Here is a 23,121-nt window from a genome sequence, read left to right as displayed (position 1 = left end):
GGTCCGCGCTCATAGGGTCCAGCCAAGCAGACAGACCGCGAGCGCCGTCACCGGGAGCGCGGCGGCGTACGTCCACTGCGCCCGCGACGCCGTCACCTCGTCGATGACCGGCATGGTGCCCGTGTACCCCCGGCTCACCATCGCCAGGTGCACGCGCTCCCCGCGCTCGTACGCGCGGATGAAGAGCGCCCCCGCCGACTTGGCGAGCACGCCCCACTGCCGGACGCCCCGCGCCTCGAAGCCGCGCGAGCGCCGCGCGATCGACATCCGGCGCATCTCGTCGGTGATGACATCGCCGTACCGGATCATGAAGGACGCGATCTGCACCAGCAGCGGCGGCAGCCGCAGCCGCTGGAGGCCGAGCAGCAGGGCGCGCAGTTCGGTCGTGGAGGCGAGGATCACGGAGGCGGCGACGCCCAGCGTGCCCTTCGCCAGGACGTTCCAGGCGTCCCAGAGGCCGGGCACGCTCAGCGGGACGCCCGCCACCCGGATCTGCTCCCCGGGCACCACGAACGGCATCAGCACCGCGAAGGCCACGAACGGCACCTCGATCAGCATCCGCCGCAGCAGGACCCCGGCGGGGATCCGGGCCACGGCGGCGACCCCGGCCAGCAGCGCCGCGTACAGCGCGAACGCCCAGACGGCGGCGCGCGGGGTGGAGACCACGACGAGGACGAAGCAGAAGACGGCGGCGAGCTTGCAGTGCGGGGGCAGGGCGTGCACCGGCGAGTGACCGTGCCGGTAGAGGCGGTGCGCGTGACCGGCGCCCATGTCAGGCGGTTTCCGGGGGGACGGAGGCGGTGCCCCCGGACGCGGTCGCGGTACGGCGGCGGCGTACCGCCCAGAAGACCCCGCTGCCCACGGCGACCGTCGCGCCCACCCCGATCACCCCGGCGAGGCCGCCGGAGATCCGCGCGTCGGAGATGTCCTTGACGCCGTAGTCGGCGAGCGGGGAGCCGGCGGTGTGGTGTTCCTCGGTCTTCTTGTCGATGCCCTGGTCGGCGGCGACCTTCTCCAGTCCGTCGGGGTCGGCGGAGGCGTAGAAGGAGACGAATCCGGCGAGGACGACGGCGGTGGCCAGGCCCGCCGCCCAGACCGTACGGGTCGGGCGCGCGGGGGCGACCGCGGGGGCCGCGGGCGCCGCGTCGACCAGTTCCCCGCCCACCCGCAGCTTGAGCGGCGCGGTCAGCCCGCGCGCCCCGTGCACCAGGTCCGGGCGTACGGCGATGACCGCGCCGACCGTCAGCGCGGTGATCGCGGCCTCGCCGATCCCGATGAGCAGGTGCACGCCGACCATCGCGGTGAGCGTCTCTCCGAGCGGGACGTCCGACGTGCCGCCGATCGCGTACAGGCCGGTGAAGGCGAGCGCCGCCGCCGGTACGGAGACGAGCGCGGCGGCGAACGACGCCGCGGTCACCGAGCGGCGGGTGCGGGGCAGGACGGTGACCAGGCCCCGGAAGAGGGCGTACGCGACGACCGTGGTCACCACGGCCATGTCGGTGATGTTCACGCCGAGCGCGGTGAGCCCGCCGTCGGCGAAGAGGACGGCCTGCATCAGCAGGACGACGGAGACGCAGAGGATGCCGGTGTACGGGCCGACGAGTATCGCGGCCAGCGCCCCGCCCAGCAGATGGCCGCTGGTCCCGGCGGCGACGGGGAAGTTCAGCATCTGTACGGCGAAGATGAAGGCGGCGACGAGTCCGGCGAGCGGCGCGGTGCGCTCGTCGAGTTCGCGGCGCGCGCCGCGCAGGCCGACCGCGACGGCGGCGGCGGCGACGACACCGGTGGCGGCGGAGACGGGCAGGTCGATGAATCCGTCGGGGACATGCATGGCGCCTGATGATACTGCCCTCTTGCGAACAAGTTGCAAGAGCGGACGCTATGCGATTTCAGCCGCGACCCCGGAAACCCCACCGGCCGCCCCTCCCGCGCCCGCCACTCCCGGCCGACCCCGTCGGCACCCGGACCGATCGCGACAGCCCCGGCGGATCCGGTCCGGACGATCTCGATGGATCCGCACCACTTGCGGAGTCCCATATGTACGCTTAAGAGTTAAAAGTCCGATAATGCTGAAGGAGGCGCGAGTCGATGTCTCCCGTCGTCGAGCAGCCGGCCAAAGCCCGTATCGTCACGAACTCCCCCTATCTCAGGACCGTCCCTGTCACTCTCCGCTACGACGGCGCCGATCCGCTCGCCCTGCGTATCGTCTTCCCGCCCGAGGTCTCCCAGGACCGCGAGCGCGGCGAGGTGGTCTGGGCCTTCGCCCGCGACCTCCTCGACTCCGGTCTGCGGATGCCGTCCGGTGACGGCGACGTCCAGGTGTGGCCCTGCGGCCGGGCCCAGACCGTCGTGGAGTTCCACTCGCCGGACGGGGTGGCGGTGGTGCAGTTCGACTCCGCGGCGCTGCGCCGGTTCCTGAAGCGTTCGTACGCGATGGTCCCGGCGGGGCAGGAGCGCCACGACATCGAGCCGGGGACCGCGTCCGAGCTGACCGGACTCACCGAACCGGCCGAGGCGAGACCTCTGCCCCACACCTGACACGGCGAGCGGCCCGGCCCGTACGCCCCTTCCCAGGGGGTACGGACCGGGCCGCTCACCTGCTCCGGCTCCCGTCCCCACGGCGCCGGCGCGGTCCGGGGCCGCCTGCCGCTCCTGCGGCGGCCCCGGAGCTGGAGGGGTGACTCAGACGCGCACCAGCTCACGGTCGGTGCCCGAGCCGCCGTCGGGACCACCGCCGGAACCGTTCGGGGCGTCCGCACCGTGCTTGTTCAGCGCCTCGCCCTCGACGTCCACGTTGGGCAGCGCCCGGTCCAGCCAGCGCGGCAGCCACCAGGCCTTCGTGCCCAGCAGCGCGAGCGCGGCCGGCACGATGGCCATACGGACCACGAACGCGTCGACGAGAACGGCGAACGCGAGCGCGAAGCCGATCATCTTGATCATCGACTCGCCGGCGCCGATGAAGCCCGCGAAGACGGCGATCATGATGGCCGCGGCCGCCGTGACCACCCGCGCGCTGTGCCGGAAGCCGGTGACGACCGCCTCCGCGGGCCGCTCCCCGTGGACGTACGCCTCCCGCATCCGGGTGACGAGGAAGACCTCGTAGTCCATGGCGAGGCCGAAGACCACACCCACCATGAGGATCGGCATCAGCGCCATCACCGGGCCGGTCTGCTCGACCCCGAACAGGGCGCCCAGCCAGCCCCACTGGAAGACCGCGACGACCGCGCCGAGGGTGGCGACGACGGAGAGCAGGAAGCCGAGGGCCGCCTTGAGGGGCACCAGGACCGACCGGAAGACCACCATCAGCAGCAGGAACGCGAGGCCGACGACGAGTGCGAGATACGGGATCAGCGCGTCGTTCACCTTCTGCGCGAAGTCCACGTTCATCGCGGTGGCCCCGGTGACCAGGACATCGGCCCCGGCATCCGCCTTGATCGTGCCGCCCGTGTCCCGGATGGAGTGGACCAGCTCCTCGGTCCCGGCCGAGGACGGACGGTCCTTGGGGATCACCGTGATGGTCGCGGTGTCACCGGCCTTGTTGAGCGTGGCGGGCGTGACGGCCGCGACGCCCGGCAACTGCTTCACCTGCTCGGTGACCTCGGTGGCCGCCGCCTTGGCGTTGTTCTCGGCCTTGCCGTCGACCAGGACCATCAGCGGCCCGTTGAACCCGGGCCCGAACCCGTCGGAGAGCAGGTCGTACGCCTTGCGCTGGGTGGTGCTGGGCGCCTGCGAGCCGTCGTCGGGCAGGCCCAGTTCCAGGGAGGTGGCGGGCAGGGCGACGACGCCGAGGCCCAGGACCGCGGTGACCAGTACGGCGACCGGGCGGCGCAGGACGAAGCGGGCCCAGCGGGTGCCCATGTTGGGCTTCTCCCCGGCGGACTCCCCATCGGCGGACGCCCCGTCCCGGCCCTCCATCGCGGCGCGGGCCTTGCGCCCGTGGATCCGCGCGCCGGCGAAACCGAGCGCCGCCGGGACGAGGGTGAGCGCGATGAGCACGGCCAGCACCACCGTGCCGGCGGCGGCGAAGCCCATCTTGGTGAGGACGGGGATGTTGACGACGGCCAGGCCCGCGAGGGCGATCACGACGGTGAGACCGGCGAAGACGACGGCGGATCCGGCGGTGCCGACGGCCCGTCCCGCCGCCTCCTCGCGCTCCCTGCCCTCGGCCAGCTCGGCGCGGTACCGCGAGACGATGAACAGCGCGTAGTCGATACCGACCGCGAGGCCGATCATCATCGCGAGGGCGGAGGAGTTCGTGCCCAGGTCGAGAGGGCTGGCCAGCGCCGTGATCACGGCGATGGAGACGCCGACCCCGACGAGCGCGGTGAGCAGCGGCAGTCCGGCCGCGACCAGCGAGCCGAAGGTCACGAGGAGCACGACCGCGGCGAGCGCCACACCGATGACCTCGGTGATCCCCCCGATCGCGGGCTCCGCCTGGAGGGCGTCCCCGCCGACCTCCACCGTCATCCCCCGGTCCCGCGCGTCACCGCCGGTCTCTTCGAGCGCGGTCCGGGTCGCGTCGGTCAGCCTCGCCGTGTCGACCTTGTACGAGACGGAGAGGTAGGCCGTCGTACCGTCCTGCGAGACGGCCCTCGTGAGATACGGGTCGGTCACCGCGGCGATCTGGTCGGAGCCGCTCTTCAGCTCGCCGGTGATCTTCTGGACCTCGGCCTTGTTGGCGGCGTCGGTCATCTTCTCGCCGTCGGGGGCCTTGAAGACGACGCGCGCGGTCGCGCCGTCGGCGCCGGCCCCGGGGAAGCGCTGTTCCAGCAGGTCGAAGGCCTTCTGTGCCTCCGTACCCGGTATGGAGAAGGAGCTGGAGGTGGCGGTGGACGCGGTGGCGGCGCCGACTCCGGCGAGCGCCAGCAGCGCCACCCACACGAGGGCGACATAGCGGCGGCGCCGGAAGGCGAACCGTCCGAGCTTGTAGAGGAACGTGGCCACGAGGGCGTACTCCCGGGTCTATGGAGGGAATGAGGGCATGGGGAGCCGTCCCGACGGCGAAGAGCGGATACGCGTCAGGTGCTGCGGGTGCTGTGGGATCGGTGCGTGCTGTGGAGCGACGGGCAGGACGGGTGTGACGGGTGTGACGGGGAGGGGCCGGCCGGGTCAGATACCGAGGGCGGGGAAGACCACGGAATCGAGGTACGACTGGAGGAAGGCCGGATCGGGCGGCAGACCCTCGATGAGCTGCCGCGCGACGAAGGCGCCGACGAGCATGTGGACGAGGTAGGGCACCGCCGCGTTGTCCTCGGCGATCTCCCCCCGGTCCACGGCGCGTCGCAGCATGGCGCGGAAGGCCTCGATCTCGGGATCGATGAGCACTTCCCGCAACGCCTGGAGAAGGTCCGGGTTGTTGTGGACGGCATAGAACAGGGCCCGCATCAGCGCGGCGTCCTCTTCCATCTTGTGTTCCTCGGTCAACGCGGCGATCGCGAGGAAGTCCCCGCGCAGCGAACCGGTGTCGACCTGCCCGGCGTGATGCGGCTTCGCGCACCGCATCGCACGGGCGACCAGCTCCGGCTTGCTCCCCCACTGGCGGTAGAGGGTGGCTTTGCTGGAGCGGGTGCGGGTGGCGATGGCGTCCATGGTGAGGGCGTCATAACCGACCTCGCGCAGAAGATCGAGCACGGCGTTGTACAGCTCGGACTCCCGCTCCGGCGTGAGTCTGCTGCGTGCCACGATCGACCTCCATCGAACGAAACGGTTTCGTACAGTACGAATGTAGGCCGGGGCTGAGCGAAACGGAAGAGTTTTCTTTGTGGCCTGGGCCACGCCGCCCGGCGTCGTCCGCGTGCCGCTCGCCCGCCGCCTCCGGAGGGACCCGGGGAAACGTGCCGTCCCGGAGGCGAAGAGCGGACCAAAAGGGCAGCATTGGGGGGTGAGTGACGAGACCGCGTACCTTCGCTTCCCGCACCTTCACGACGACTCGCTGTGCTTCGTGGCGGAGGACGACCTCTGGGTCGCCCCCCTCACGCCACCCGGACACGGGCCGGAGCGCGCATGGCGGGTGACCGTCGACCGTACCCGGATCGGCCATCCCCGCTTCTCGCCGGACGGCCGGCACATCGCCTACACGAACTGGCGCAGCCTCGATCCCGAGATCCATCTCGCCCCGGTGGAGGGCGGGCCCGCGCGCCGGCTCACCTACTGGGGCGCGACCGACACACGTGTCTGCGGCTGGACGCCGCCGGACAAGGACGGTGAGTCGCAGATCCTGGCCGTCTCCTCGCACGGCCAGCCGTTCTCGTACTTCGCCTGGGCGTACAGCCTGCCCACGGACGGCTCGCCGGGCGGGGCACTGCCCTGGGGTCCGGTGACGGACATCGCGATCACGGACCTGCCGGTCACCGAGACCACGCCGGGGGCCGCCACCGGGGCGCGGCCGGACGCCGGAGAGCGCCGTACGCTCCTGCTCACCGGGAAGCCGCCGCACGAACCCGCCGCCTGGAAGCGGTACCGGGGCGGCGCCATGGGCCGGCTCTGGCTGCACGGGCAGCGGCTGCTGCCGGATCTGGGCGGCCACCTCGACTGCCCGATGTTCGTCGGCGGACGTATCGCGTTCCTCTCCGACCACGAGGGCGTCGGCAATCTCTACTCCTGCCTCCCCGACGGCACGGACCTCACCCGCCACACCGACCACGACTCCTTCTACGCCCGCCACGCCTCCTCCGACGGGCGCCGGGTCGTCTACCAGTGCGCGGGCGACCTCTGGCTGGTGGACGCGCTGACGCCGGACTCGGTGCCGCGCAGGCTCGACGTACGGCTGGGCGGTCCGCGCGCGGGCCGGCGCGGCTACCAGGTCCCGGCCTCCCGCCACATCGACGGCATCTCCGTGGATCTGACGGGCCGGGCGAGCGCGGTCTCGGTACGCGGCAGCCTGTACTGGCTCACCCACCGCGACGGCCCGGCCCGCACCATCGCGGACACGCCGGGGGTACGGGTCCGCAACCCGGTGATGCTCGGCAGCGGCGGCCAGGTCGCGTACGTGACGGACGCGGACGGCGAGGACGCGATCGAGATCGCCTACCTCCCCCGGGCCACCGGCGACCGCCCGCCGCGCCGGCTGGCCTCCGGGCGCCTCGGTCGGGTCCTGGACATGGTGGCCGACCCGGACGGCACCACCATCGCGGTCGCCGCGCACGACGGCAGGCTGCTGCTGGTCGATGTGACGGACGAGGAGGAGGGGACGGAGGCCGGTACGCCACCGACCCCGGCGGAGGAAGCCGGGCCACCGGCCACCGAAGGCGAGGGCGAAGGCGAGGGTGAAGGGAGCGGCGCCGGGACCGGGACCGCGGAGGCCACGGACGCCGCCGGGAGCACGGAGAGCACCGGGCCCGGGACCGGGACCGACCCGGACCCAGGCCCCGACTCCAGCCCCGACTCCGACGCGGGCCCCGCCCCCGACCCCGCCCCCGACTCCGACGGGGTCACCGAACTGATCCGCTCCATCAACGGTCCCGTCACCGACCTGGCCTTCTCCCCCGACGGCGGCTGGCTCACCTGGTCCCACCCCGGGATCGGCCGTTCGCTCCGGCAGATCAAGCTCGCCAAGATCGCCGGGAGCTTCGCCCGTACCGTCGTCGACGTCACCAACGGCCGCTTCGAGGACGAGAATCCGGTCTTCACCAGCGACGGCCGCTACCTCGCCTTCCTCTCCTGGCGCGGCTTCGACCCGGTGTACGACGTCCACACCGGCGACCTGTCCTTCCCGCTGGGCTGCCGCCCGTACCTCGTCCCCCTCTCCTCCGCGACGCCCTCCCCCTTCGCGCTCTCCCCGGACGGCAGGCCGGCGGCCGGCGGGCTCGATCCGGCCGGCGGGGCGCTGGTGGGCGGGATCGACGGGGCCGTCGCGGTGACCGTCGAGGTCGAGGGGCTGGCGGACCGGGTGACCCCGTTCCCCGTCACCGCGTCCAAGTACTCGGCCCTGCACCCGGTCAGCGGCGGCGGACTGGTCTGGCTGCGCTGGCCGATCTCCGGGGCGCTCGGGGAGACCTTCGCCAACCCCTCCGACATGTCGGGGCGCCCCACCCTCGAACACTTCGACATCGCCCGCGCCCGCAAGAGCGAACTCGTCCCGCATCTCGACTGGTTCGCGCCGAGCGGCGACGGCACCCGCCTCGTCGTCGTGGACGACGGCGAGCTGCGGGCCGTACCCGCGACCGAGCTGGGCGACCTCGACTCGACCGTCTTCCTCGATCCGCGCCGGATCCTGCACGACGTCGACCCGGAGGCGGAGTGGCGCCAGGCGTACGCGGAGGCGGGCCGCATCATCCGGGCGTTCTTCTGGGAGCCGGGGATGTGCGGCATCGACTGGGACGGGGTGCTCGACCAGTACCGCCCGCTGGTCGAACGGGTCGCCTCCCCCGACGAGTTCGCCGATCTGCTCCGTGAGGTCCTGGGCGAACTGGGCACCTCCCACGCGTACGTCTCCCCCGCCCGCCGCGACGAGGGGCCGCCGCACTACCAGCGACCCATGGGTCTGCTCGGCGCCAACCTCGTGCGCCGGGACGGGGATTGGATGATCAAGCGGATCCTGCCCGGTGACTCCTCGGACTCCAAGGCCCGTTCCCCGCTGGCCGGTACGGGGATCCGCGAGGGCGCCGTCCTCACCCATGTGGACGGCCGCCCCGTCGACCCGGTGGCCGGCCCGTACCCGCTGCTCGCCGCCGCCGGGGGCACCACGGTCGAGCTGACCTTCCGGCCCGCCGAGCGCGAGGGCTCCCCCGCCGTCCACGAGAGCCGGCCCCGCCGGGTCGCGGTCGTCCCGCTGATCGACGAACGGCCGCTGCGCTACCAGGACTGGGTGGCCAAACGCCGCGAGGTCGTACGGGAGATCAGCGGCGGCAAGTGCGGCTACCTGCACATCCCCGACATGGGCGGCTCCGGCTGGGCGCAGTTCAACCGGGACCTGCGCCTGGAGGTCTCCCGGCCCGCGCTGATCGTGGACGTACGGGGCAACGCGGGCGGCCACATCAGCGAACTCGTCGTGGAGAAGCTCAGCCGCCGGATCATCGGCTGGGACCTGACCCGCGACGCGCAGCCCGTCTCGTACGCCTCGAACGCGCCGCGCGGTCCGGTCGTCGCGCTCGCCGACGAGGCGACGGCCTCCGACGGCGACATGATCACGGCGGCGTTCCGGCTGCTCGGTCTGGGGCCCGTGGTCGGCCAGCGCACCTGGGGCGGGGTCGTCGGGATGACGGGCCGGCACCGGCTCTGCGACGGGACGGTGATCACGGTGCCGATGAACGCCGCCTGGTTCGACGCGTACGGCTGGTCCGTCGAGAACCGCGGCGTGGAGCCGGACATCGAGGCGCTGCGCACCCCGCTGGACTGGGCGGAGGGGCGGCACGCGCAGCTCGACGACGCGGTGTGGGTGGCGCTGGACCTGCTGGCCGGACAGCCCGCGTCGGCCCCGCCGGGGTACGGGGCGGTCCCGGACCTGCGCCGCCCGAAGCTCCCGCCGCGCTAGACGCGTCGTTCCGGAGTCCCGCCTGCGGGAGGCGCCGCGCACGGGCGGCCACGGCGGAGGAGGCGCACCCGGCGGACCGGGTGCGCCTCCTCGTGACGAACGTACGACCGTACGGCCCCACGTTCAGGAGTCGAAGTGGTCGTCCATCTCGTCGCGGGCGCTCTGCGTCCTGTCCTTCGCCTGGTCGCCCATGCGGTCCTTGGCGTCGGAGGCGCGGCCGGACGCGTCGTCCCGGTCGCCCGCGCGCTCCTTCTCCTTCGCCTGGTCCGCGAGCTTCTGTGCCTTGTCCTTGAACTGGTCGGCGATACCCATGAAAGGTCAACTCCTGAGGGCTGAGAGCCGGAAGGGCTGTGTGAAGGCACCCTGAGTGGGGCCTCGACCAGCCTGACACGGGCCGACATTCAGCGCATTTCGATCAGTTACGCTCCGTACCGGCCCGGGTTCCGGCGCCGCCGCGGGCCGCTTCGTCCGCCGCCCCGCCCGCGCCCACCAGCCCGTATCCGGCCCCTGCCGCGCCGGGCGCGAGGCGTGGTGCGAGGCGCCGCATCTCGCGCGCGCCCGCCGTGGCGATCACCCCGGGGATCCAGCCCCGTACGGCCTGGGTCCCGCGCAGCCACCACTGCGCGTACACATGCGGCGCGCGCCGCTCTATCCCAACGACGAGCCGGTCCACGGCCGGTCCGAGCGGATACGTGCGGTTCGCGGGCCAGGGCAGCCGCTGCCGCAGCTCGCGCAGTACGTCGTCCCGGTCGGCGCCGCGCACCATGTCGGTGTCCGTCCAGGACAGATAGCCGACGCCCACCCCCACCCCCTGGTGGGCGACCTCGGCGCGCAGGCAGTGCGCAAACGCCTCGGCGCCGGACTTGGAGGCGCAGTACGCGCTCATCATCGGCGCCGGGGTGATCGCGGCGAGCGAGGCGATCTGGAGGAAGTAGCCGCGGCTGCGCTTGAGCGCGGGCAGGAAGGCGCGGGCGGTCACGGCGGAGCCGATCAGGTTCACCTCGATCACCCGCCGCCACGCGGCCGGATCGGAGCCGTCGACAAAGCCGCCGGTCGCCACGCCCGCGTTGGCGACGACGATGTCGACCCTCCCGAACCGTTCGACGGCCTCGGCGGCGACACGGGCCATGGCCGCCTCGTCGGTGACATCGGCGTACCAGTGGCCGCACTCGGTGTGCAGCCGGCCCGCGACGGCCTTCAGTCCGTCCGCCTCCAGGCCGACGAGGACCAGCTTGGCGCCGCGTGCGGAGAGCTTGCGGGCGAGGAGCTCCCCGACGCCGCGCGCCGCGCCGGTGACGACGGCGACCCGCCCGTCGAGCCGGCCCGCCCGCACGCCGTCCCCGCCGTCCCCGTACGCCCTGTCGTCCTCGTGCTCCCTGTCGTCCCTCATGCGGCGTCCTCCTTCGTGCCGGGGTACGTGGTGACCAGCGCGCGTATCGAGGCGGTGACGGCCTCCGGCGCCTCCACGGGTGTCATGTGGCCGACCCCGGTGAGCACGGTGAGCCCGGTGCAGCGGGGCAGCGTCGCGGCGAGCGCGCGGGAGCGGACGGGCGGGGTGAGCCGGTCGTCCGCACCGGTGAGCACGGCGGCGGGGACGCGCAACTCCCGCACCTCGGCGTCGAGATCGAGCGTGCCGAGCACCTTCGCCCAGGCGGCCCTGACCACACGCGGGCAGGCGTGCACGACCCGGGCGCACTCCGCGACCCGGGCGGGCGCGGCGCCCGCGCCCATCGTCCCGTACCGCAGCAGTCTCTTCGAGAGCAGCGTGACGGGCCCCAGCGGCAGGGAGGAGGCGAGCAGGGCCGCCGTGATCCGGGTGCGTACGGGCCCGGCGCGCAGCGGCACCACCCGGGAGTCCGCGACCAGCCGGGAGCTGCCCGTACTGCACAGCAGGACGGCGGCGGCGTGCTCCTGGAAGGCGGGTCTGCGGGCGGCGGCCATCAGCGTCATCCCGCCCATGGAGTGCCCGGCGAGCACCGCGCGCTCACCCGGCGCGAGGGTGAGGCGGAGTACGGCCTCCAGGTCGTCGGCGAGGGCGTCGGTGCCGTATCCGGCGGAGCGGGCGGGGTCGGGCACCGCGGAACGGCCGTGTCCGCGCTGGTCGTAGACGATCACCCGGTGGTCGGTGGCCAGCTCCGCGAGCTGCGCGGACCAGAAGCGGACGGAGCAGGCCCAGCCGTGTATGAGGACGACGGCCGGGCGGCCGGGCTCGCCGTGGACCTCGACGTGCAGCCGGGTGCCGTCGGCGGAGACGGCGGTCAGTTCGCGCTCTCTGGGCGGCCGTGTCATCGCGCGGTCTCCTTCTTCCTCGTCGTCGCGGTCCGCTGTCCGGGCACCCCGGCGCGGCCCACCTCGTACTCGGCGAGGTCGACCCGGCGGGTGGCGCGCCGGAACTCCCCCGTGGTGCCGGGCCAGATGGTGGTGTTGCGGCCCCCGGCGTCCAGGTACCAGCTCGTACAGCCGCCGGTGTTCCACACGGTGCGCCGCATGCGCTCCTGCACCCGCCGGTTCCAGGCGTCCACGGCGGCGGGGCGCGGGGTGAGAACGGCCCGGCCGGTGCCGCCGCGCCCGCCCAGACCGTCCAACTGCCGCAGATAGTCGGCGAGATAGGAGAGCTGGGCCTCGATCATCAGGATCATCGAGGAGTTGCCGAGGCCGGTGTTGGGGCCGACGATCGTCATCCAGTTGGGGAAGCCGACGGCGGTCGCGCCGCGCAGCGAGGCCATGCCGTCCTTCCACGACTCGGCGAGCGTGATGCCGTGCTCGCCCACCACCCGCTCGGCGATCGGCATGTCGGTGACGTGGAAGCCGGTCCCGAAGACGACGGCGTCCGCCTCCGTCTCCGTACCGTCGGCGGCGACGAGCGTGGAGCCGCGCACCTCGGCCAGCCCGGAGGCGACGAGGTCCACGTTGGGGCGGGCGAGCGCCGGGTAGTAGGTACTGGAGAGCAGGATGCGCTTGCAGCCGATGCGGTACGAGGGCGTCAGCCTGGCCCGGAGCGCCGGATCCTTGATCGCCCGTGCGATGTTGGCCTTGGCCAGCGACTCGACGAGCCCGAGTTCGTTCGGCCGCTTGGTGAACGCCTGGACCTGCAACTCCCTGATGCCCCAGAGCATCTGACGGCGTACGGCGCCGGTGAAGGGTAGGGCGCGGTGCAGCGCGCGTTCGGCGCCGGAGATCGCCCGGTCGACGCGGGGCATCACCCACGGCGGGGTCCGCTGGAAGAGCGTCAGTCTCGCCACCTCGGGCTGGATCGCGGGCACGATCTGGATCGCGGAGGCGCCGGTGCCGACCACGGCGACGCGCCGGCCGCGCAGGTCGTAGCCGTGGTCCCAGCGCGCCGAGTGGAAGACCTTGCCGGGGAAGCCGTCGAGCCCGGGGATCTCGGGGATCCTGGGGTCGGAGAGCGCCCCGGTCGCGGAGACGACGACCTCGGCGGTGAAGACCCCCTGCGAGGTCTCGATCTCCCAGTGCGCGGCGTCGGCGTCCCAGCGCATCAGCCGCACCTCGTGGCCGAGCCGCAGATGGGGCCGGAGCCCGAAGGTGTCGGCGACGTGTTCCAGGTACGCCCTGATGTGGCGCTGGCCGGAGAAGGTGCGCGGCCAGTCGGGGTTGGGCGCGAAGGAGAACGAGTAGAGGTGCGAGGGTACGTCGCAGGCGCACCCCGGGTAGCTGTTGTCCCGCCAGGTTCCGCCGACGGTGTCGGCGCGCTCCAGGACGACGAAGTCGGTGATGCCCTCCCGGCGCAGCCGGACGGCGGCACCGAGTCCGCCGAAACCGGATCCGACGACCGCCACCCGCACCTGCCGGCGTTCACGCAGGTCCGTGACCATCCTGACCACCTCTCCCAGCCGTATCCCCCGCGCACACGCATCACGCCAGCAATCACTGGCATGGTGGTGAGGGTAGAGCAGCGGGCTACTCATGGGTAGGGGGCCGACCGAAACAAGTTACCGGCGGTAGGTCATAGGCTGCCCGCCATGGAATACCGCGTGGAGGAGCTGGCCCGCGCCGCGGGCATCACCGTGCGCACCGTGCGCTTCTACCGCGAACGCGGGCTCCTGCCGCCACCCCGGCGCGAGGGCAGGATCGCCTGGTACGACGACCACCACCTGGCCCGGCTCCGTACCGTCGCGGCCCTGCTGGAGCGCGGCCACACCCTCACCGGCATCGCGGACCTCGCCACCGCCTTCGAGAGCGGGCGCGACGTCGGCGAGGTTCTGGGACTCGGCGAGCCGACGGAGGAGACGCCCGTACGGCTCTCCCCGGAGGAGCTGGCCGACTACTTCGAGGACGAGGTCACCCCGGAGAACCTGGCCACGGCGCTGGAACTCGGCTACCTCGCCACCGACGGCGACGAGATAGTCCACATCAGCCGCCGTCTGCTGGACGTCTCCTCGTCCCTGGTCCGCGAGGGCGTCCCGCTCGCCACCGTCCTGGAGACGGCCCGCCGGGTCCGCGCCCACGCGGACGCGCTGGCCGAGCTGTTCGCGGCGACGCTCGACACCCACGCCCCCGCGGCGGACCCGGCGAAACTCCGGCCGCTGGCCCGGAGCGTGGTGGAGGCGGAGTTCTCCATGGCGCTCGACCGCCGCCTCCACCCGGGACCGCCGGCCACCTGACACGGCGGGACGGCCCACGACGGGCGGCCCTACAGGTCGTACACCGCCGTCACGGGCGCGTGGTCGCTCCACCGCTCCTCGTGCGAGGCGGCGCGCTCCACATACGCCTTCACCGCGCGCGCCGCCAGCCCCGGCGTCGCGATCTGGTAGTCGATGCGCCACCCCGCGTCGTTGTCGAAGGCCCGGCCGCGGTAGGACCACCACGAGTACGGGCCGTCCTGGTCCGGGTGCAGGGCGCGTACGACATCGACGTACCCGGGGCCCGGCTCCTCGAAGACCCGGGTCAGCCAGGCGCGCTCCTCGGGGAGGAAGCCGGAGGACTTGCGGTTGGCCTTCCAGTTCTTGAGGTCGGCCTCCTGGTGGGCGATGTTCCAGTCGCCGCAGACGACAACCTCGCGCCCGTCGGCCGCCGCGCGCCGGCGCAGCTCCTCCAGGTACGGCAGGAACGCGTCCATGAAGCGGATCTTCTCGTCCTGCCGCTCCGTGCCGACCTCGCCCGAGGGCAGATAGAGGCTCGCGACGGTGACCCCGGGCAGGTCGATCTCCGCGTACCGCCCGCTCGCCTCGAACTCCTCGGCGCCGAACCCGATCCGGGTGGCCTCCGGCTCGCGGCGCGCGTAGAGCGAGACGCCCGCCCGGCCCTTGGCGCTCGCGGGGGCGTGCAGGACATGCCAGCCCTCGGGCGCCCGTACGGCGTCGGGGAGCTGCTGCGGCTCGGCCCGCACCTCCTGGAGGCAGACCACATCGGCGGAGGTGTCCGCCAGCCACTCCACGAAGCCCTTCTTCGCGGCGGCGCGGAGCCCATTCACGTTCACGCTGGTCACGGTGTACAAAACATCATCTTCCGTCGCACGTCGCACAGAACAGACGGGCAGCCTATCCGGCCGCCCCCTGGAGGACTCCCACACCTCCTGCTAGTCTGAATTCGAACTAGTCGAGTTTTCCATCTACTCGACAGTCGTATGACTCGATCCACGCACGACAGGGAGGCCACATGCCGGGCACACCGGTGGACTGGCGGGCGGGCTGGCTGCGCGGCGCCCTCGAACTCGCCCTCGCCGCCGTACTCGCCGAGGGCGAAGGCCACGGCTACGCACTGGCCCAGCGGCTGGACCGGCACGGCTTCGGCCAGGTCAAGGGCGCCGCGCTCTACCCGGTCCTGGGCCGGATGGAGCGCGACGGCGTGGCGACCGCGCACTGGGAGCCCGGCGAGGGCGGCCCCGGCCGGAAGGTGTACGCGCTCACCCCGGCGGGCCGGGAGCGGCTCAATGAGCAGCGGGCCGGATGGGCGCGCTTCTCGGTGCTCATGGACGGGCTGCTGACCGAGACGCCCGGGCCGCCCCCCGAGGCACATGTACCGGACCGAACGACACAGGAGGAGCGATGACCGGGACGTACAGCAGGACCGCCGAGCAGTGGACGCGGCGGCTGGAGTACCGGCTGGCCGGCGAGCCGGGCATGGACCGCGCCGCCGTCACCGAGGTGCTGGACGAGGTCGCCGCGCACTGCGCGGAGACCGGCCGCCACCCCGAGGAGGCGTTCGGACCGCCGGACACCTTCGCCGCCGAGGCGGCCCACGACCGGGTGCCGGCCGAGGAACGGGCGCGCCGCGACCGGGCGTTCCGCACGCCCTCGGAGTTCCGGTCCGCGGGCCTGGTCACGGTCACCGGGCTGCTGGCGGTCTTCACCGTCTTCGCCCTCGTCCACCACGGCCTCTGGTTCGACCTGACGGTGTCGGCCCTGTGCGGGGTCGCGCTGATGGCCGTAGTGGTCCAACTGGCCTGGTACGGAAGGGAACTCCACGCCGACGGTCGGATACGGGCCGCCGCCGTCGCCCTGGGCGGCGCCGCCGTCCTCGTCGTCGCCTCGGCGCTCGCCTTCCTCTCGCTGCCGGACGACCGGATCACCCGCTTCCCGACCCTGGCGCTGATCCCGGTCTGCGGGGCGCTGCACGCCCTGACCGTACGCCTCGGGCGCGAGCGGGACCGCCGCGTCGCGGCGCAGGACGGGCCCGGCGACCCGGCCGACCCCGAGCAGTGGCTGCGCCGGCTCGAAGCGCTGCTGCGGGGACGCCACCAACTGCCCGCCCGCCGCGCCGCCGAACTGACCGCCGAGGCCCGTGCCCACCTGGCCGCGAGCGGAAGTTCCCCGGCGGAGGAGTTCGGCCCCGTGGAGGTGTACGCGCTCGGCCTGGCCGAGCACGCGGGCCCCCGTAGCCGGTGGTCGCGGACCGGCTGGTGGCTGCCGGTCATGTGCACCCTGCTCACCGCCGGTTGGGCGGTACGCCTCTACCAGGGCTCGCTCGACTGGCTGTTCTGGGTCAACACCGCGGGGGTCGTCGGCGTCGCGCTGCTCTGGATCGCGAAGACGGTGCCGGACAAGCCGTCCTCCTGAGGAAGAACGCGGGAGCATCATCGGCCGTGGACGGGTACACATCGGATGACCTGATTCCTCAGGAGGTGCTGTATCCATGCTCCACCGCGCCAGAGCAACATCCGCCCCATCAGAGATCCGAGGGATGGCCCGCCTCGCCGGGATCATCATGGCCGCACTGCTGCTGGTCACCGGGGTCGCGCCCACCGCGACCGCCACGGCCCCCGACCGCGCCGCGGCCCCCGCGCCCCGTACCGTGCCCGCCCTCACCAACTGGACAGCGCAGCCCGGTGGGTTCGCCTTCACCGGCGCCACCCGCCTGGTCGTCCCCCCGGCCGACACCGCCGCCCGCCGCACCGCCGGCACCCTCGCCCAGGACCTCCGCGTGGCGGGCCGGGGCACCGTCCCCGTCGCCGCCGTACGGGGCGCCGGCCGCCCCGGCGACATCAGCATCGCGACCGACCCCGCGCGGCGCGGGACACTCCAGGCCGAGGGGTACGAACTCCAGGTCACCGACCGGATCCGGATCACCGGAGCCACCGAGGCCGGCGCCTTCTACGGCACCCGCACCCTCCTCCAGCTCCTCGCCACGGCCGACCGCATACCCGCCGGCCGCACCGTCGACGTCCCCGCGTACCCGGAGCGGGGCGTCGGCGTCTGCGCCTGCTACATCCACATCACCCCGGCGTGGCTGGAGAACCTGGTCCGCGACATGGCGTACCTGAAGCTCAACCAGCTCCTGCTGGAGCTGAAGGTGAAGAGCGACCGCCACCCGGAGGCCAACTCCTGGGGCTACTACACCAAGGACGAGATACGGCGGCTCGTCGCCCTCGGCGACCGCTACCACATCACCATCGTCCCGGAGATCAACTCCCCCGGCCACATGGACCCGTGGATCGAGCGGCGGCCCGACCTCCAGCTCACCGACTCCGACGGCACGCCCCAGCCCTCGCGCCTCGACGTCACCAGCCCGGCCGCCTTCTCCTACTACACCGACCTGATGGACGAGTACGCCGAGGTCTTCACCGCGCCCGTCTGGCACATGGGCGCGGACGAGTACATGCTCGGCTCCGACTTCGCGAAGTACCCGCACATCCTGGAGTACGCGCGCGGGCGGTACGGCCCGGACGCCACCCCGCAGGACGCGTTCATCGACTTCGTCAACCGTGTCCAGGCCCACGCGGCGGACCGCGGCAAGCGGCTGCGGATCTGGAACGACGGGCTGACCGGCGACCACACCGTCCCCGTCGCCGCGGGCACCACCGTCGAACACTGGCTGAACGTCAGGACCAGGCCCAGCGACCTCCTCGCCCAGGGATACCGGGTCATGAACGCCTCGTACTCCCTCTACCTCATCCGCGGCGGCTTCCACATGGACACCGCCTCCCTGTACGCGCAGGGCTGGGACCCCCGCAGCTTCGAGGGCGAGAAGGTCGCCTCCGCCGCCGGGATCACCGGCGCGAAGATCAGCCTCTGGCCCGACAACGGCCGGGGCGAGACGGAGAACGAGGTGGCCGCGGGCCTGTTCGCACCCCTGCGCTACATCGCCCAGACCACCTGGGGAACCCCCCGCCCCGACCCGTCCTACGCGGAGTTCACCGCCCGCGCCACCACCGTGGGCCACGCGCCGGGCCGTACCGATCTCACCCGGCCGCCGCTGCCCGACGGCACGTACACCCTGCGCGAGGCGGACGGTGAACGTCCGGCCGTCCAGCGGCGGATCACCCGGACCGCCGACGGCTACGTCACCCTCACCGACCCGGCCACCGGACGGTGCGCGGAGACCAGGAGCGGCAGGCTGACCCTCAACACCCCGCTGGAGCCCGGCAGTCCGGTCACCCAGGAGAGCTGCTCCGCCGCCAACACCCTCCAGCGCTGGCAACTGACCCCGGTCCCGGGCGGGTTCCACCTCACCCAGGCGATCACCCGGATGTCCGTGGTGCTCACCGACGAAGGACGGTGGCTCCAGTACCCGCCCGACCAGCGCCCGCCCACCGTCTGGACCCTCACCGCCCCGGCCGCGGGCCCGCAGCGGGGAGACCGCTCATGACCCTCGGAAGACGCCCCTTCGTCGCCGGGCTCGGAGCGCTCACCGCCGTGTCCCTCCCCTCGTACGCCTCCGCGCACCCGCCCCGCCCCGGCGCGGACGACACCGCGGCCCGCGTCCCCGTCCACCCGGACGACACCCCCGACCAGCTCGTGGCGAAGGCCGCGGGGCTGCGCCCGACGGAGCGCCAGATCGCCTGGCAGCGGCTGGAGCGGACCGCGTTCCTGCACTTCGGGGTGAACACCTTCACCGGCCTCGAATGGGGGACGGGCGACGAGGACCCCGATGTCTTCCGGCCCACCGGTCTGGACACCGACCAGTGGGCGCGCGCCCTGCGCGACGGCGGCTTCACCCTCGCCATCCTCACCGTCAAGCACCACGACGGATTCGTCCTCTTCCCCTCCCGCCACACCCGCCACAGCGTCGCCTCCTCCACCTGGGAAGGGGGCCGCGGCGACGTCCTGCGCGCGTTCGCCGACTCGATGCGCGCCCACGGCCTCAAGGTCGGCGTCTACATCTCCCCCGCCGACGAGAACCAGTACCTGCACGGCGTCTACGCCAACGGCAGCGCCCGCACCCTCCGTACCGTCCCCACCCCGGTCGACGGCGACGACCGCGCGGAACGGGGCGGCCCGCCCGCGCTGCGGCTGCCCGCCACCGACTACGGCGCCTACATGCTCGACCAGCTCCACGAGGTGCTCACCGGGTACGGTCCGATCGACGAGGTCTGGTTCGACGGCGCCCAGGGCCGTATCCCGCCCGAGCACGTCGAGGTCTACGACTGGGACAGCTGGTACACGCTGATCCGGACCCTCGCCCCGCAGGCGGCCATCGCCGTCTCCGGACCCGATGTCCGCTGGGTCGGCAACGAGGGCGGCTCCGCCCGCGAGAACGAGTGGAGCACCGTCCCCGTCAAAGCGACGCCCAACGGCCGTACCGACTTCGCCCTCTCCTACGACACCCCCGACCAGGGCGGGCGCGACGCCCTCGTCCGGGCCCAGCCGGACACCGACTTCCTCCAGTGGTGGCCCGCCGAGTGCGATGTGTCGATCCGGCCCGGCTGGTTCTTCCACCCGGAGGAGCGCCCCAAGACCGCCCAGCAGCTCACCGACCTCTACTTCCGGTCGGTCGGCCGGAACGCCGTCCTGCTGCTCAACGTCCCGCCCGACCGGAACGGCCGCCTCGACCCGGCGGACGTCGCCGCCCTGGCCGCCTTCGCCGAGCGGGTACGGCGCGAACTCCCCGCGGACCTGGCCCGGGGCGCCCGCGCCCGGGGCGACGGCCGCGATCCCGCCCTGGCGGTCGACGGCGACCCCGACACCTCGTGGATCGCCCCGGCGCCCTCCGCCGGGACGCTCACCCTGGAGCTGGGCGCCCCGACGGCCGTCGACCGGATCCGGCTGGCCGAGGACATCCGCCACGGCCAGCAGATCGAACGGGCCGTGGTCGAGGCCGAGTCGGCGTCCGGCTGGACGGAGGTCGCCCGTACCGGGACGGTCGGCGCGAGCCGTGTCCTGCTGCTGCCCGCCCCGGTCACCGCCCGGCGCTGGCGGCTGCGGATCCTCGGCTCCCGCCGCCCGGCCCGGGTCGCGGAGTTCGGCCTCTACCGCTCCGCGGTCTGAGGCTCCCGTACCTCCGTTCCGGTCTCCGTCACCGGCGTGGTCCCACCGCGCCGGTGACGGGCCGAGGCGAGCACGGCGACACCGCTGCCGGCCGCCGCGTAGAGGGCCAGCACCCACAGCGGTCCCGCGAGCGCGTTACCGCCGAAGTAGATGGTGTTGCGTGCGGCGGTGGTGCCCGCGCCGGTGGGGATGTAGTCGCCGATGGCCCGCCAGAACGGCGGCAGCAGCGCGTTGGGGAACGCGCCGCCCGCGCTCGGGTTGCCCAGGACGACGAAGACCAGGATCGTCACCCCGATCCCGACGACGCCCAGCAGGATCTGGAGGGCGACGGTGGTCGCGGCGGCGGCGAAGACGGTCAGCGCGCCGATCGCCCACAGCTCCGCGAAGTGGCCGCTCAGCGCACCGAGCACGGGCCCCGCGATCAGGGCGCCGCCCAGCCCGGAGACCACCGCGTACACGGCGAGGACGCCCAGCCTGATGAGCGTACGGTGCAGATTGGCCGGCCGGGACCCGGAGGCGACGCCGAGGATGGCCGCGGCGAGATAGCCGCCCACGATCCAGCCGATGGCCAGGTAGAACGAGGAGAGCCCCCGCCCGTCGCCCGCCGCGGGCGGCAGGATGTCGTCGGTCGTGACCGTACGGTCCTGGGCCGCGTCGGCCCGCTCGATGATCTGGGTGACCGCGGAGGAGACGGCGGGCCCGCCCGCGGACGCCACCAGCAGCGTGTCCTCGGTCCCCTTCGGGTTCACCAGGAGCACGGCGTCGACGGTGCGGTCGTGGATCAGCGCCCGCCCGGCGGCCTCGTCCCCGACGGCACGGGCCGCGAGGGGGTCGCCGTCCAGCCCGTTCAGCCGGTCGACCGTCTGCGCGGAGACCTGCTCCGGCGCCACGACGGCGAGCGGGATCCGGTGCGGGGTGGGCGCGTGGAAGGCCCCGATGTACGACAGGATGAACGCGAGCTGGAGCACCAGCCCGCCCGCGACGAGCAGCAGCCCGCGCGCGCTGAGCGCGTCCCGCAGCTCGGCGGTGAACCCGCGCGACGGTGCGCCGGAGCCGGTGGATATGGACGGTTCGGAGGGTTCGGACAGCTCGGTGCTCATCGCTCGGGGGTTCCTTCGTCGTCGTTCGGGTGGGGGGTGGCCCCGGGGTCGGCCGCCGTGGTCAGCGCGCGGACGAGGTACGGGGCGATCCGCCGCGACAGCCCCTCGGCGCCCCCGATCTTCCGCGGCCCCTGGACGGGCTCCAGGGCGCTGATGCCCTTGAACAGGGCGATCAGCAGCCGGGCGCCGTCGGCGGGGTCGATCGTGGGGCGCAGCCCGGTCCTGGCCAGCGTCTCCGTGATCATCCCGGCCACGCCCTGGACCAGGCGTTCCTCGTGCACGGCGAGCAGTTCGGCCACGGCGGGGGTACGGGCCGCGTGCAGCGTGAACTCCATGGAGACGAGGAACCACTGCCGCTCTTGGGCGGCGCGGTCCGCCGTGTACGCGAGCAGCCCGTCGACCAGGTCCTCGCCGGGGTCCAGCCGGGCCGCCTCGTCCCGCAGCCCGGCCAGCAGCCGGTCGGCGTGCGCGTCGTACAGCGCGAGGAACAGCTCGTCCTTGTCCCGGTAGTTGGAGTAGAAGGCGCCCCGGGTGAGCCCGGCGCGCTCGACGATGTCGCTGATCGAGGTGGCGTGGAAGCCGTGCTCGGTGAAGAGGGCCAGCGCGCTGTCGGTCAGGGAGGCGACCGTACGGGGACGGCGTCTGGTCGGTGACTTCGGCATGGAAGGGGCCCTTTCTCGCGCTCCGGCGGGCCGGTCCGCGGCGGTCCGCCCCGGTCCAACGGATACATCATGTATCCGATACGCCGTGTATGCAAAGTGGGCCCTCCCGCCCCACGCATGCCGGAGGCGCCGGGCCCGCCGGCGGGCCCTCCCCGCGCCCCCGCCCCCGGGGCCGGCGGCTGGGGCGCGCGGGGGGGCCGCGCCGTCCCCCCCCCCCCCCCGCGCCTCCGTGGGAGCGTCAGTGGTTGCCGACGCCGTTCCCGGACAGGACCGGGATGTCGTCCAGGATGTGCGACAGCGGCTCGTCACCCTTGGCCTGGGTGGAGTTCTCCGTGCACTGCTGGTTCTGCGGCGAGGACAGGACGTTGATGTCCTGGACCGCGATCGGCACGGCGCCGATCAGCGAGCCGACGTTCGCCTTGACCGGCAGACCGATGCAGGGCTTGTTCAGCGTGCCCTGGATCAGACCGGCCTGGGGGCTCAGGTCGCCCTTGGTCACGGCGTTGCCGAACGAGCTGCTCGCGCCGTTGCCGCTGAACGAGGTCGTACCACCGTCATCGGCGATGGCCAGCGCCGGCGACGCCATGGCGGCCGTCGCACCGACGAGGGACGCGGCTACAGCAGCGGTTGCCCACAGCTTCTTCATGGTGAATACCTTTCCGGAAAGCGGGTTCAGTGGTTGCCGACGCCATTCCCGGACAGGACCGGGATGTCGTCCAGGATGTGCGAGAGCGGCTCGTCGCCCTTGGCCTGCGTCGAGTTCTCGACACACTGCTGGTTCTGCGGGGAGGACAGCACGTTGACGTCCTGGACGGCGACCGTGACGAGACCGACCAGCGAGCCGACGTTGGCCTTGAGCGGCAGGCCGACACAGGGCTTGTTCAGCGAACCCTGGACCAGACCGAGCTGGGGGCTCAGGTCGCCCTTGGTCACCGCGTTGCCGAAGGACTGCTCGGCGCCGTTGCCGCTGAAGGAGGTCGTACCACCGTCATCGGCGATGGCCAGCGCCGGCGACGCCATGGCGGCCGTCGCGCCCACGAGGGACGCGGCTACAGCGGCGGTTGCCCACAGCTTCTTCATTTAAATGCCTTTCCGGAAAGTCGGACTCCACCGGTGGAATCCATTATGTTCAACTGCTTACGGGGGGATTAGTTTCTGCGGTTCCCTCTAATGGAGTACCGCACCGGCAGATAAAAAGGCCGGGCCGCCGCGGAGAACAGCGG

The 23,121-nt window shown here is 73.0% G+C and carries 20 protein-coding genes; 7 read left to right on the top strand and 13 right to left on the bottom strand.

Annotated features, from left to right (window positions below; genetic code table 11):
• Nucleotides 1-9: 9 nt before the first annotated feature.
• Nucleotides 10-771: a cobalt ECF transporter T component CbiQ gene (gene cbiQ, locus ACFXPK_RS12810; RefSeq protein WP_385074623.1), complete on the bottom strand. Its 762-nt coding sequence runs from the start codon at nt 769-771 to the stop codon at nt 10-12.
• Nucleotide 772: 1 nt separating this feature from the next.
• On the bottom strand, nt 773-1,831 hold the full coding sequence (locus ACFXPK_RS12805) for an energy-coupling factor ABC transporter permease (RefSeq protein WP_385074620.1): 1,059 nt from the start codon (nt 1,829-1,831) through the stop codon (nt 773-775).
• Between the two features lie 257 nt (nt 1,832-2,088).
• Here ACFXPK_RS12805 and ACFXPK_RS12800 point away from each other — a divergent pair, with 257 nt between their 5' ends.
• Entirely contained in the window at nt 2,089-2,538 is a 450-nt protein-coding gene (locus ACFXPK_RS12800) for an SsgA family sporulation/cell division regulator (protein ID WP_385074618.1), read from the top strand.
• 144 nt (nt 2,539-2,682) lie between these two features.
• On the opposite strand, the gene ACFXPK_RS12795 is transcribed toward ACFXPK_RS12800, so the two are convergent.
• Together ACFXPK_RS12795 and ACFXPK_RS12790 are read right to left on the bottom strand one after the other, a co-directional pair.
• Nucleotides 2,683-4,944 carry an MMPL family transporter gene (locus tag ACFXPK_RS12795; protein WP_384994519.1) on the bottom strand — a complete coding sequence of 754 codons (2,262 nt, stop codon included), beginning with the start codon at nt 4,942-4,944 and terminating at the stop codon, nt 2,683-2,685.
• Between the two features lie 165 nt (nt 4,945-5,109).
• The gene (locus tag ACFXPK_RS12790; RefSeq protein ID WP_384994517.1) at nt 5,110-5,682 is read right to left on the bottom strand and encodes a TetR/AcrR family transcriptional regulator; all 573 of its coding nucleotides are present in this window, start codon (nt 5,680-5,682) and stop codon (nt 5,110-5,112) included.
• A gap of 199 nt (nt 5,683-5,881) precedes the next feature.
• Here ACFXPK_RS12790 and ACFXPK_RS12785 point away from each other — a divergent pair, with 199 nt between their 5' ends.
• A complete protein-coding gene (locus tag ACFXPK_RS12785; protein ID WP_385074614.1) occupies nt 5,882-9,472 on the top strand; it encodes a S41 family peptidase in 3,591 nt (1,196 codons plus the stop codon).
• Between the two features lie 123 nt (nt 9,473-9,595).
• On the opposite strand, the gene ACFXPK_RS12780 is transcribed toward ACFXPK_RS12785, so the two are convergent.
• From ACFXPK_RS12780 to ACFXPK_RS12765, 4 genes are all read right to left on the bottom strand, one after another.
• Entirely contained in the window at nt 9,596-9,784 is a 189-nt protein-coding gene (locus ACFXPK_RS12780) for a hypothetical protein (protein ID WP_384994512.1), read from the bottom strand.
• 103 nt (nt 9,785-9,887) lie between these two features.
• Nucleotides 9,888-10,805, bottom strand: coding sequence for an SDR family oxidoreductase (locus ACFXPK_RS12775; RefSeq protein WP_385074683.1), 918 nt, complete (start codon nt 10,803-10,805; stop codon nt 9,888-9,890).
• Nucleotides 10,806-10,858: 53 nt separating this feature from the next.
• Nucleotides 10,859-11,761 (bottom strand): alpha/beta fold hydrolase, encoded by a 903-nt coding sequence (locus tag ACFXPK_RS12770; RefSeq protein ID WP_385074611.1) that lies wholly within the window; start codon nt 11,759-11,761, stop codon nt 10,859-10,861.
• Nucleotides 11,758-13,305 carry a flavin-containing monooxygenase gene (locus ACFXPK_RS12765; protein WP_385074609.1) on the bottom strand — a complete coding sequence of 516 codons (1,548 nt, stop codon included), beginning with the start codon at nt 13,303-13,305 and terminating at the stop codon, nt 11,758-11,760. Before ACFXPK_RS12765 ends, ACFXPK_RS12770 begins: the two co-directional genes overlap by 4 nt.
• Nucleotides 13,306-13,452: 147 nt before the next feature.
• On the opposite strand from ACFXPK_RS12765, the gene ACFXPK_RS12760 reads away from it, so the two are divergent.
• The gene (locus ACFXPK_RS12760; RefSeq protein WP_385074606.1) at nt 13,453-14,094 is read left to right on the top strand and encodes a MerR family transcriptional regulator; all 642 of its coding nucleotides are present in this window, start codon (nt 13,453-13,455) and stop codon (nt 14,092-14,094) included.
• Between the two features lie 29 nt (nt 14,095-14,123).
• Here ACFXPK_RS12760 and ACFXPK_RS12755 read toward each other — a convergent pair whose 3' ends face one another.
• Nucleotides 14,124-14,927 (bottom strand): exodeoxyribonuclease III, encoded by an 804-nt coding sequence (locus ACFXPK_RS12755; RefSeq protein ID WP_385074603.1) that lies wholly within the window; start codon nt 14,925-14,927, stop codon nt 14,124-14,126.
• Nucleotides 14,928-15,088: 161 nt separating this feature from the next.
• On the opposite strand from ACFXPK_RS12755, the gene ACFXPK_RS12750 reads away from it, so the two are divergent.
• The 4 genes from ACFXPK_RS12750 to ACFXPK_RS12735 all read left to right on the top strand — a co-directional run bounded on the left by ACFXPK_RS12750 (nt 15,089) and on the right by ACFXPK_RS12735 (nt 20,136).
• Complete coding sequence (locus ACFXPK_RS12750; protein WP_384994500.1) at nt 15,089-15,481, top strand: PadR family transcriptional regulator; 393 nt, start codon at nt 15,089-15,091, stop codon at nt 15,479-15,481.
• Nucleotides 15,478-16,488, top strand: a complete 1,011-nt coding sequence (locus ACFXPK_RS12745; protein WP_385074599.1) for a hypothetical protein — start codon at nt 15,478-15,480, stop codon at nt 16,486-16,488. Before ACFXPK_RS12750 ends, ACFXPK_RS12745 begins: the two co-directional genes overlap by 4 nt.
• A 124-nt stretch (nt 16,489-16,612) precedes the next feature.
• Nucleotides 16,613-18,517, top strand: coding sequence for a family 20 glycosylhydrolase (locus ACFXPK_RS12740; protein WP_385074596.1), 1,905 nt, complete (start codon nt 16,613-16,615; stop codon nt 18,515-18,517).
• Nucleotides 18,514-20,136 (top strand): alpha-L-fucosidase, encoded by a 1,623-nt coding sequence (locus ACFXPK_RS12735; RefSeq protein WP_385074593.1) that lies wholly within the window; start codon nt 18,514-18,516, stop codon nt 20,134-20,136. Before ACFXPK_RS12740 ends, ACFXPK_RS12735 begins: the two co-directional genes overlap by 4 nt.
• Here the strand turns inward: ACFXPK_RS12735 and ACFXPK_RS12730 are convergent.
• The 4 genes from ACFXPK_RS12730 to ACFXPK_RS12715 all read right to left on the bottom strand — a co-directional run bounded on the left by ACFXPK_RS12730 (nt 20,118) and on the right by ACFXPK_RS12715 (nt 22,978).
• On the bottom strand, nt 20,118-21,236 hold the full coding sequence (locus tag ACFXPK_RS12730) for a DUF3533 domain-containing protein (RefSeq protein WP_385074590.1): 1,119 nt from the start codon (nt 21,234-21,236) through the stop codon (nt 20,118-20,120). The genes ACFXPK_RS12735 and ACFXPK_RS12730 overlap by 19 nt on opposite strands.
• Nucleotides 21,233-21,898: a TetR/AcrR family transcriptional regulator gene (locus ACFXPK_RS12725; protein ID WP_385074587.1), complete on the bottom strand. Its 666-nt coding sequence runs from the start codon at nt 21,896-21,898 to the stop codon at nt 21,233-21,235. Before ACFXPK_RS12725 ends, ACFXPK_RS12730 begins: the two co-directional genes overlap by 4 nt.
• Nucleotides 21,899-22,136: 238 nt before the next feature.
• Nucleotides 22,137-22,544 (bottom strand): rodlin, encoded by a 408-nt coding sequence (locus ACFXPK_RS12720; RefSeq protein WP_385007886.1) that lies wholly within the window; start codon nt 22,542-22,544, stop codon nt 22,137-22,139.
• A 26-nt stretch (nt 22,545-22,570) separates the two neighbouring features.
• The gene (locus tag ACFXPK_RS12715) at nt 22,571-22,978 is read right to left on the bottom strand and encodes a rodlin (protein WP_385007885.1); all 408 of its coding nucleotides are present in this window, start codon (nt 22,976-22,978) and stop codon (nt 22,571-22,573) included.
• Nucleotides 22,979-23,121: the final 143 nt, after the last annotated feature.

The organism is Streptomyces sp. NPDC059142, assembly GCF_042755665.1.
Lineage (GTDB): Bacteria > Actinomycetota > Actinomycetes > Streptomycetales > Streptomycetaceae > Streptomyces.
This window is presented reverse-complemented; position numbering and strand designations above follow the sequence as displayed.

What these genes read in the sequence shown, in the direction of transcription:
- ACFXPK_RS12730 (WP_385074590.1), bottom strand. Translation starts at nt 21,236, where the DNA reads ATGAGCACCGAGCTGTCCGAACCCTCCGAACCGTCCATATCCACCGGC.
- cbiQ (WP_385074623.1), bottom strand. Translation starts at nt 771, where the DNA reads ATGGGCGCCGGTCACGCGCACCGCCTCTACCGGCACGGTCACTCGCCG.
- ACFXPK_RS12800 (WP_385074618.1), top strand. Translation starts at nt 2,089, where the DNA reads ATGTCTCCCGTCGTCGAGCAGCCGGCCAAAGCCCGTATCGTCACGAAC.
- ACFXPK_RS12750 (WP_384994500.1), top strand. Translation starts at nt 15,089, where the DNA reads ATGCCGGGCACACCGGTGGACTGGCGGGCGGGCTGGCTGCGCGGCGCC.
- ACFXPK_RS12780 (WP_384994512.1), bottom strand. Translation starts at nt 9,784, where the DNA reads ATGGGTATCGCCGACCAGTTCAAGGACAAGGCACAGAAGCTCGCGGAC.
- ACFXPK_RS12805 (WP_385074620.1), bottom strand. Translation starts at nt 1,831, where the DNA reads ATGCATGTCCCCGACGGATTCATCGACCTGCCCGTCTCCGCCGCCACC.
- ACFXPK_RS12745 (WP_385074599.1), top strand. Translation starts at nt 15,478, where the DNA reads ATGACCGGGACGTACAGCAGGACCGCCGAGCAGTGGACGCGGCGGCTG.
- ACFXPK_RS12720 (WP_385007886.1), bottom strand. Translation starts at nt 22,544, where the DNA reads ATGAAGAAGCTGTGGGCAACCGCTGCTGTAGCCGCGTCCCTCGTCGGT.
- ACFXPK_RS12735 (WP_385074593.1), top strand. Translation starts at nt 18,514, where the DNA reads ATGACCCTCGGAAGACGCCCCTTCGTCGCCGGGCTCGGAGCGCTCACC.
- ACFXPK_RS12715 (WP_385007885.1), bottom strand. Translation starts at nt 22,978, where the DNA reads ATGAAGAAGCTGTGGGCAACCGCCGCTGTAGCCGCGTCCCTCGTGGGC.
- ACFXPK_RS12760 (WP_385074606.1), top strand. Translation starts at nt 13,453, where the DNA reads ATGGAATACCGCGTGGAGGAGCTGGCCCGCGCCGCGGGCATCACCGTG.
- ACFXPK_RS12725 (WP_385074587.1), bottom strand. Translation starts at nt 21,898, where the DNA reads ATGCCGAAGTCACCGACCAGACGCCGTCCCCGTACGGTCGCCTCCCTG.
- ACFXPK_RS12770 (WP_385074611.1), bottom strand. Translation starts at nt 11,761, where the DNA reads ATGACACGGCCGCCCAGAGAGCGCGAACTGACCGCCGTCTCCGCCGAC.
- ACFXPK_RS12740 (WP_385074596.1), top strand. Translation starts at nt 16,613, where the DNA reads ATGGCCCGCCTCGCCGGGATCATCATGGCCGCACTGCTGCTGGTCACC.
- ACFXPK_RS12765 (WP_385074609.1), bottom strand. Translation starts at nt 13,305, where the DNA reads ATGGTCACGGACCTGCGTGAACGCCGGCAGGTGCGGGTGGCGGTCGTC.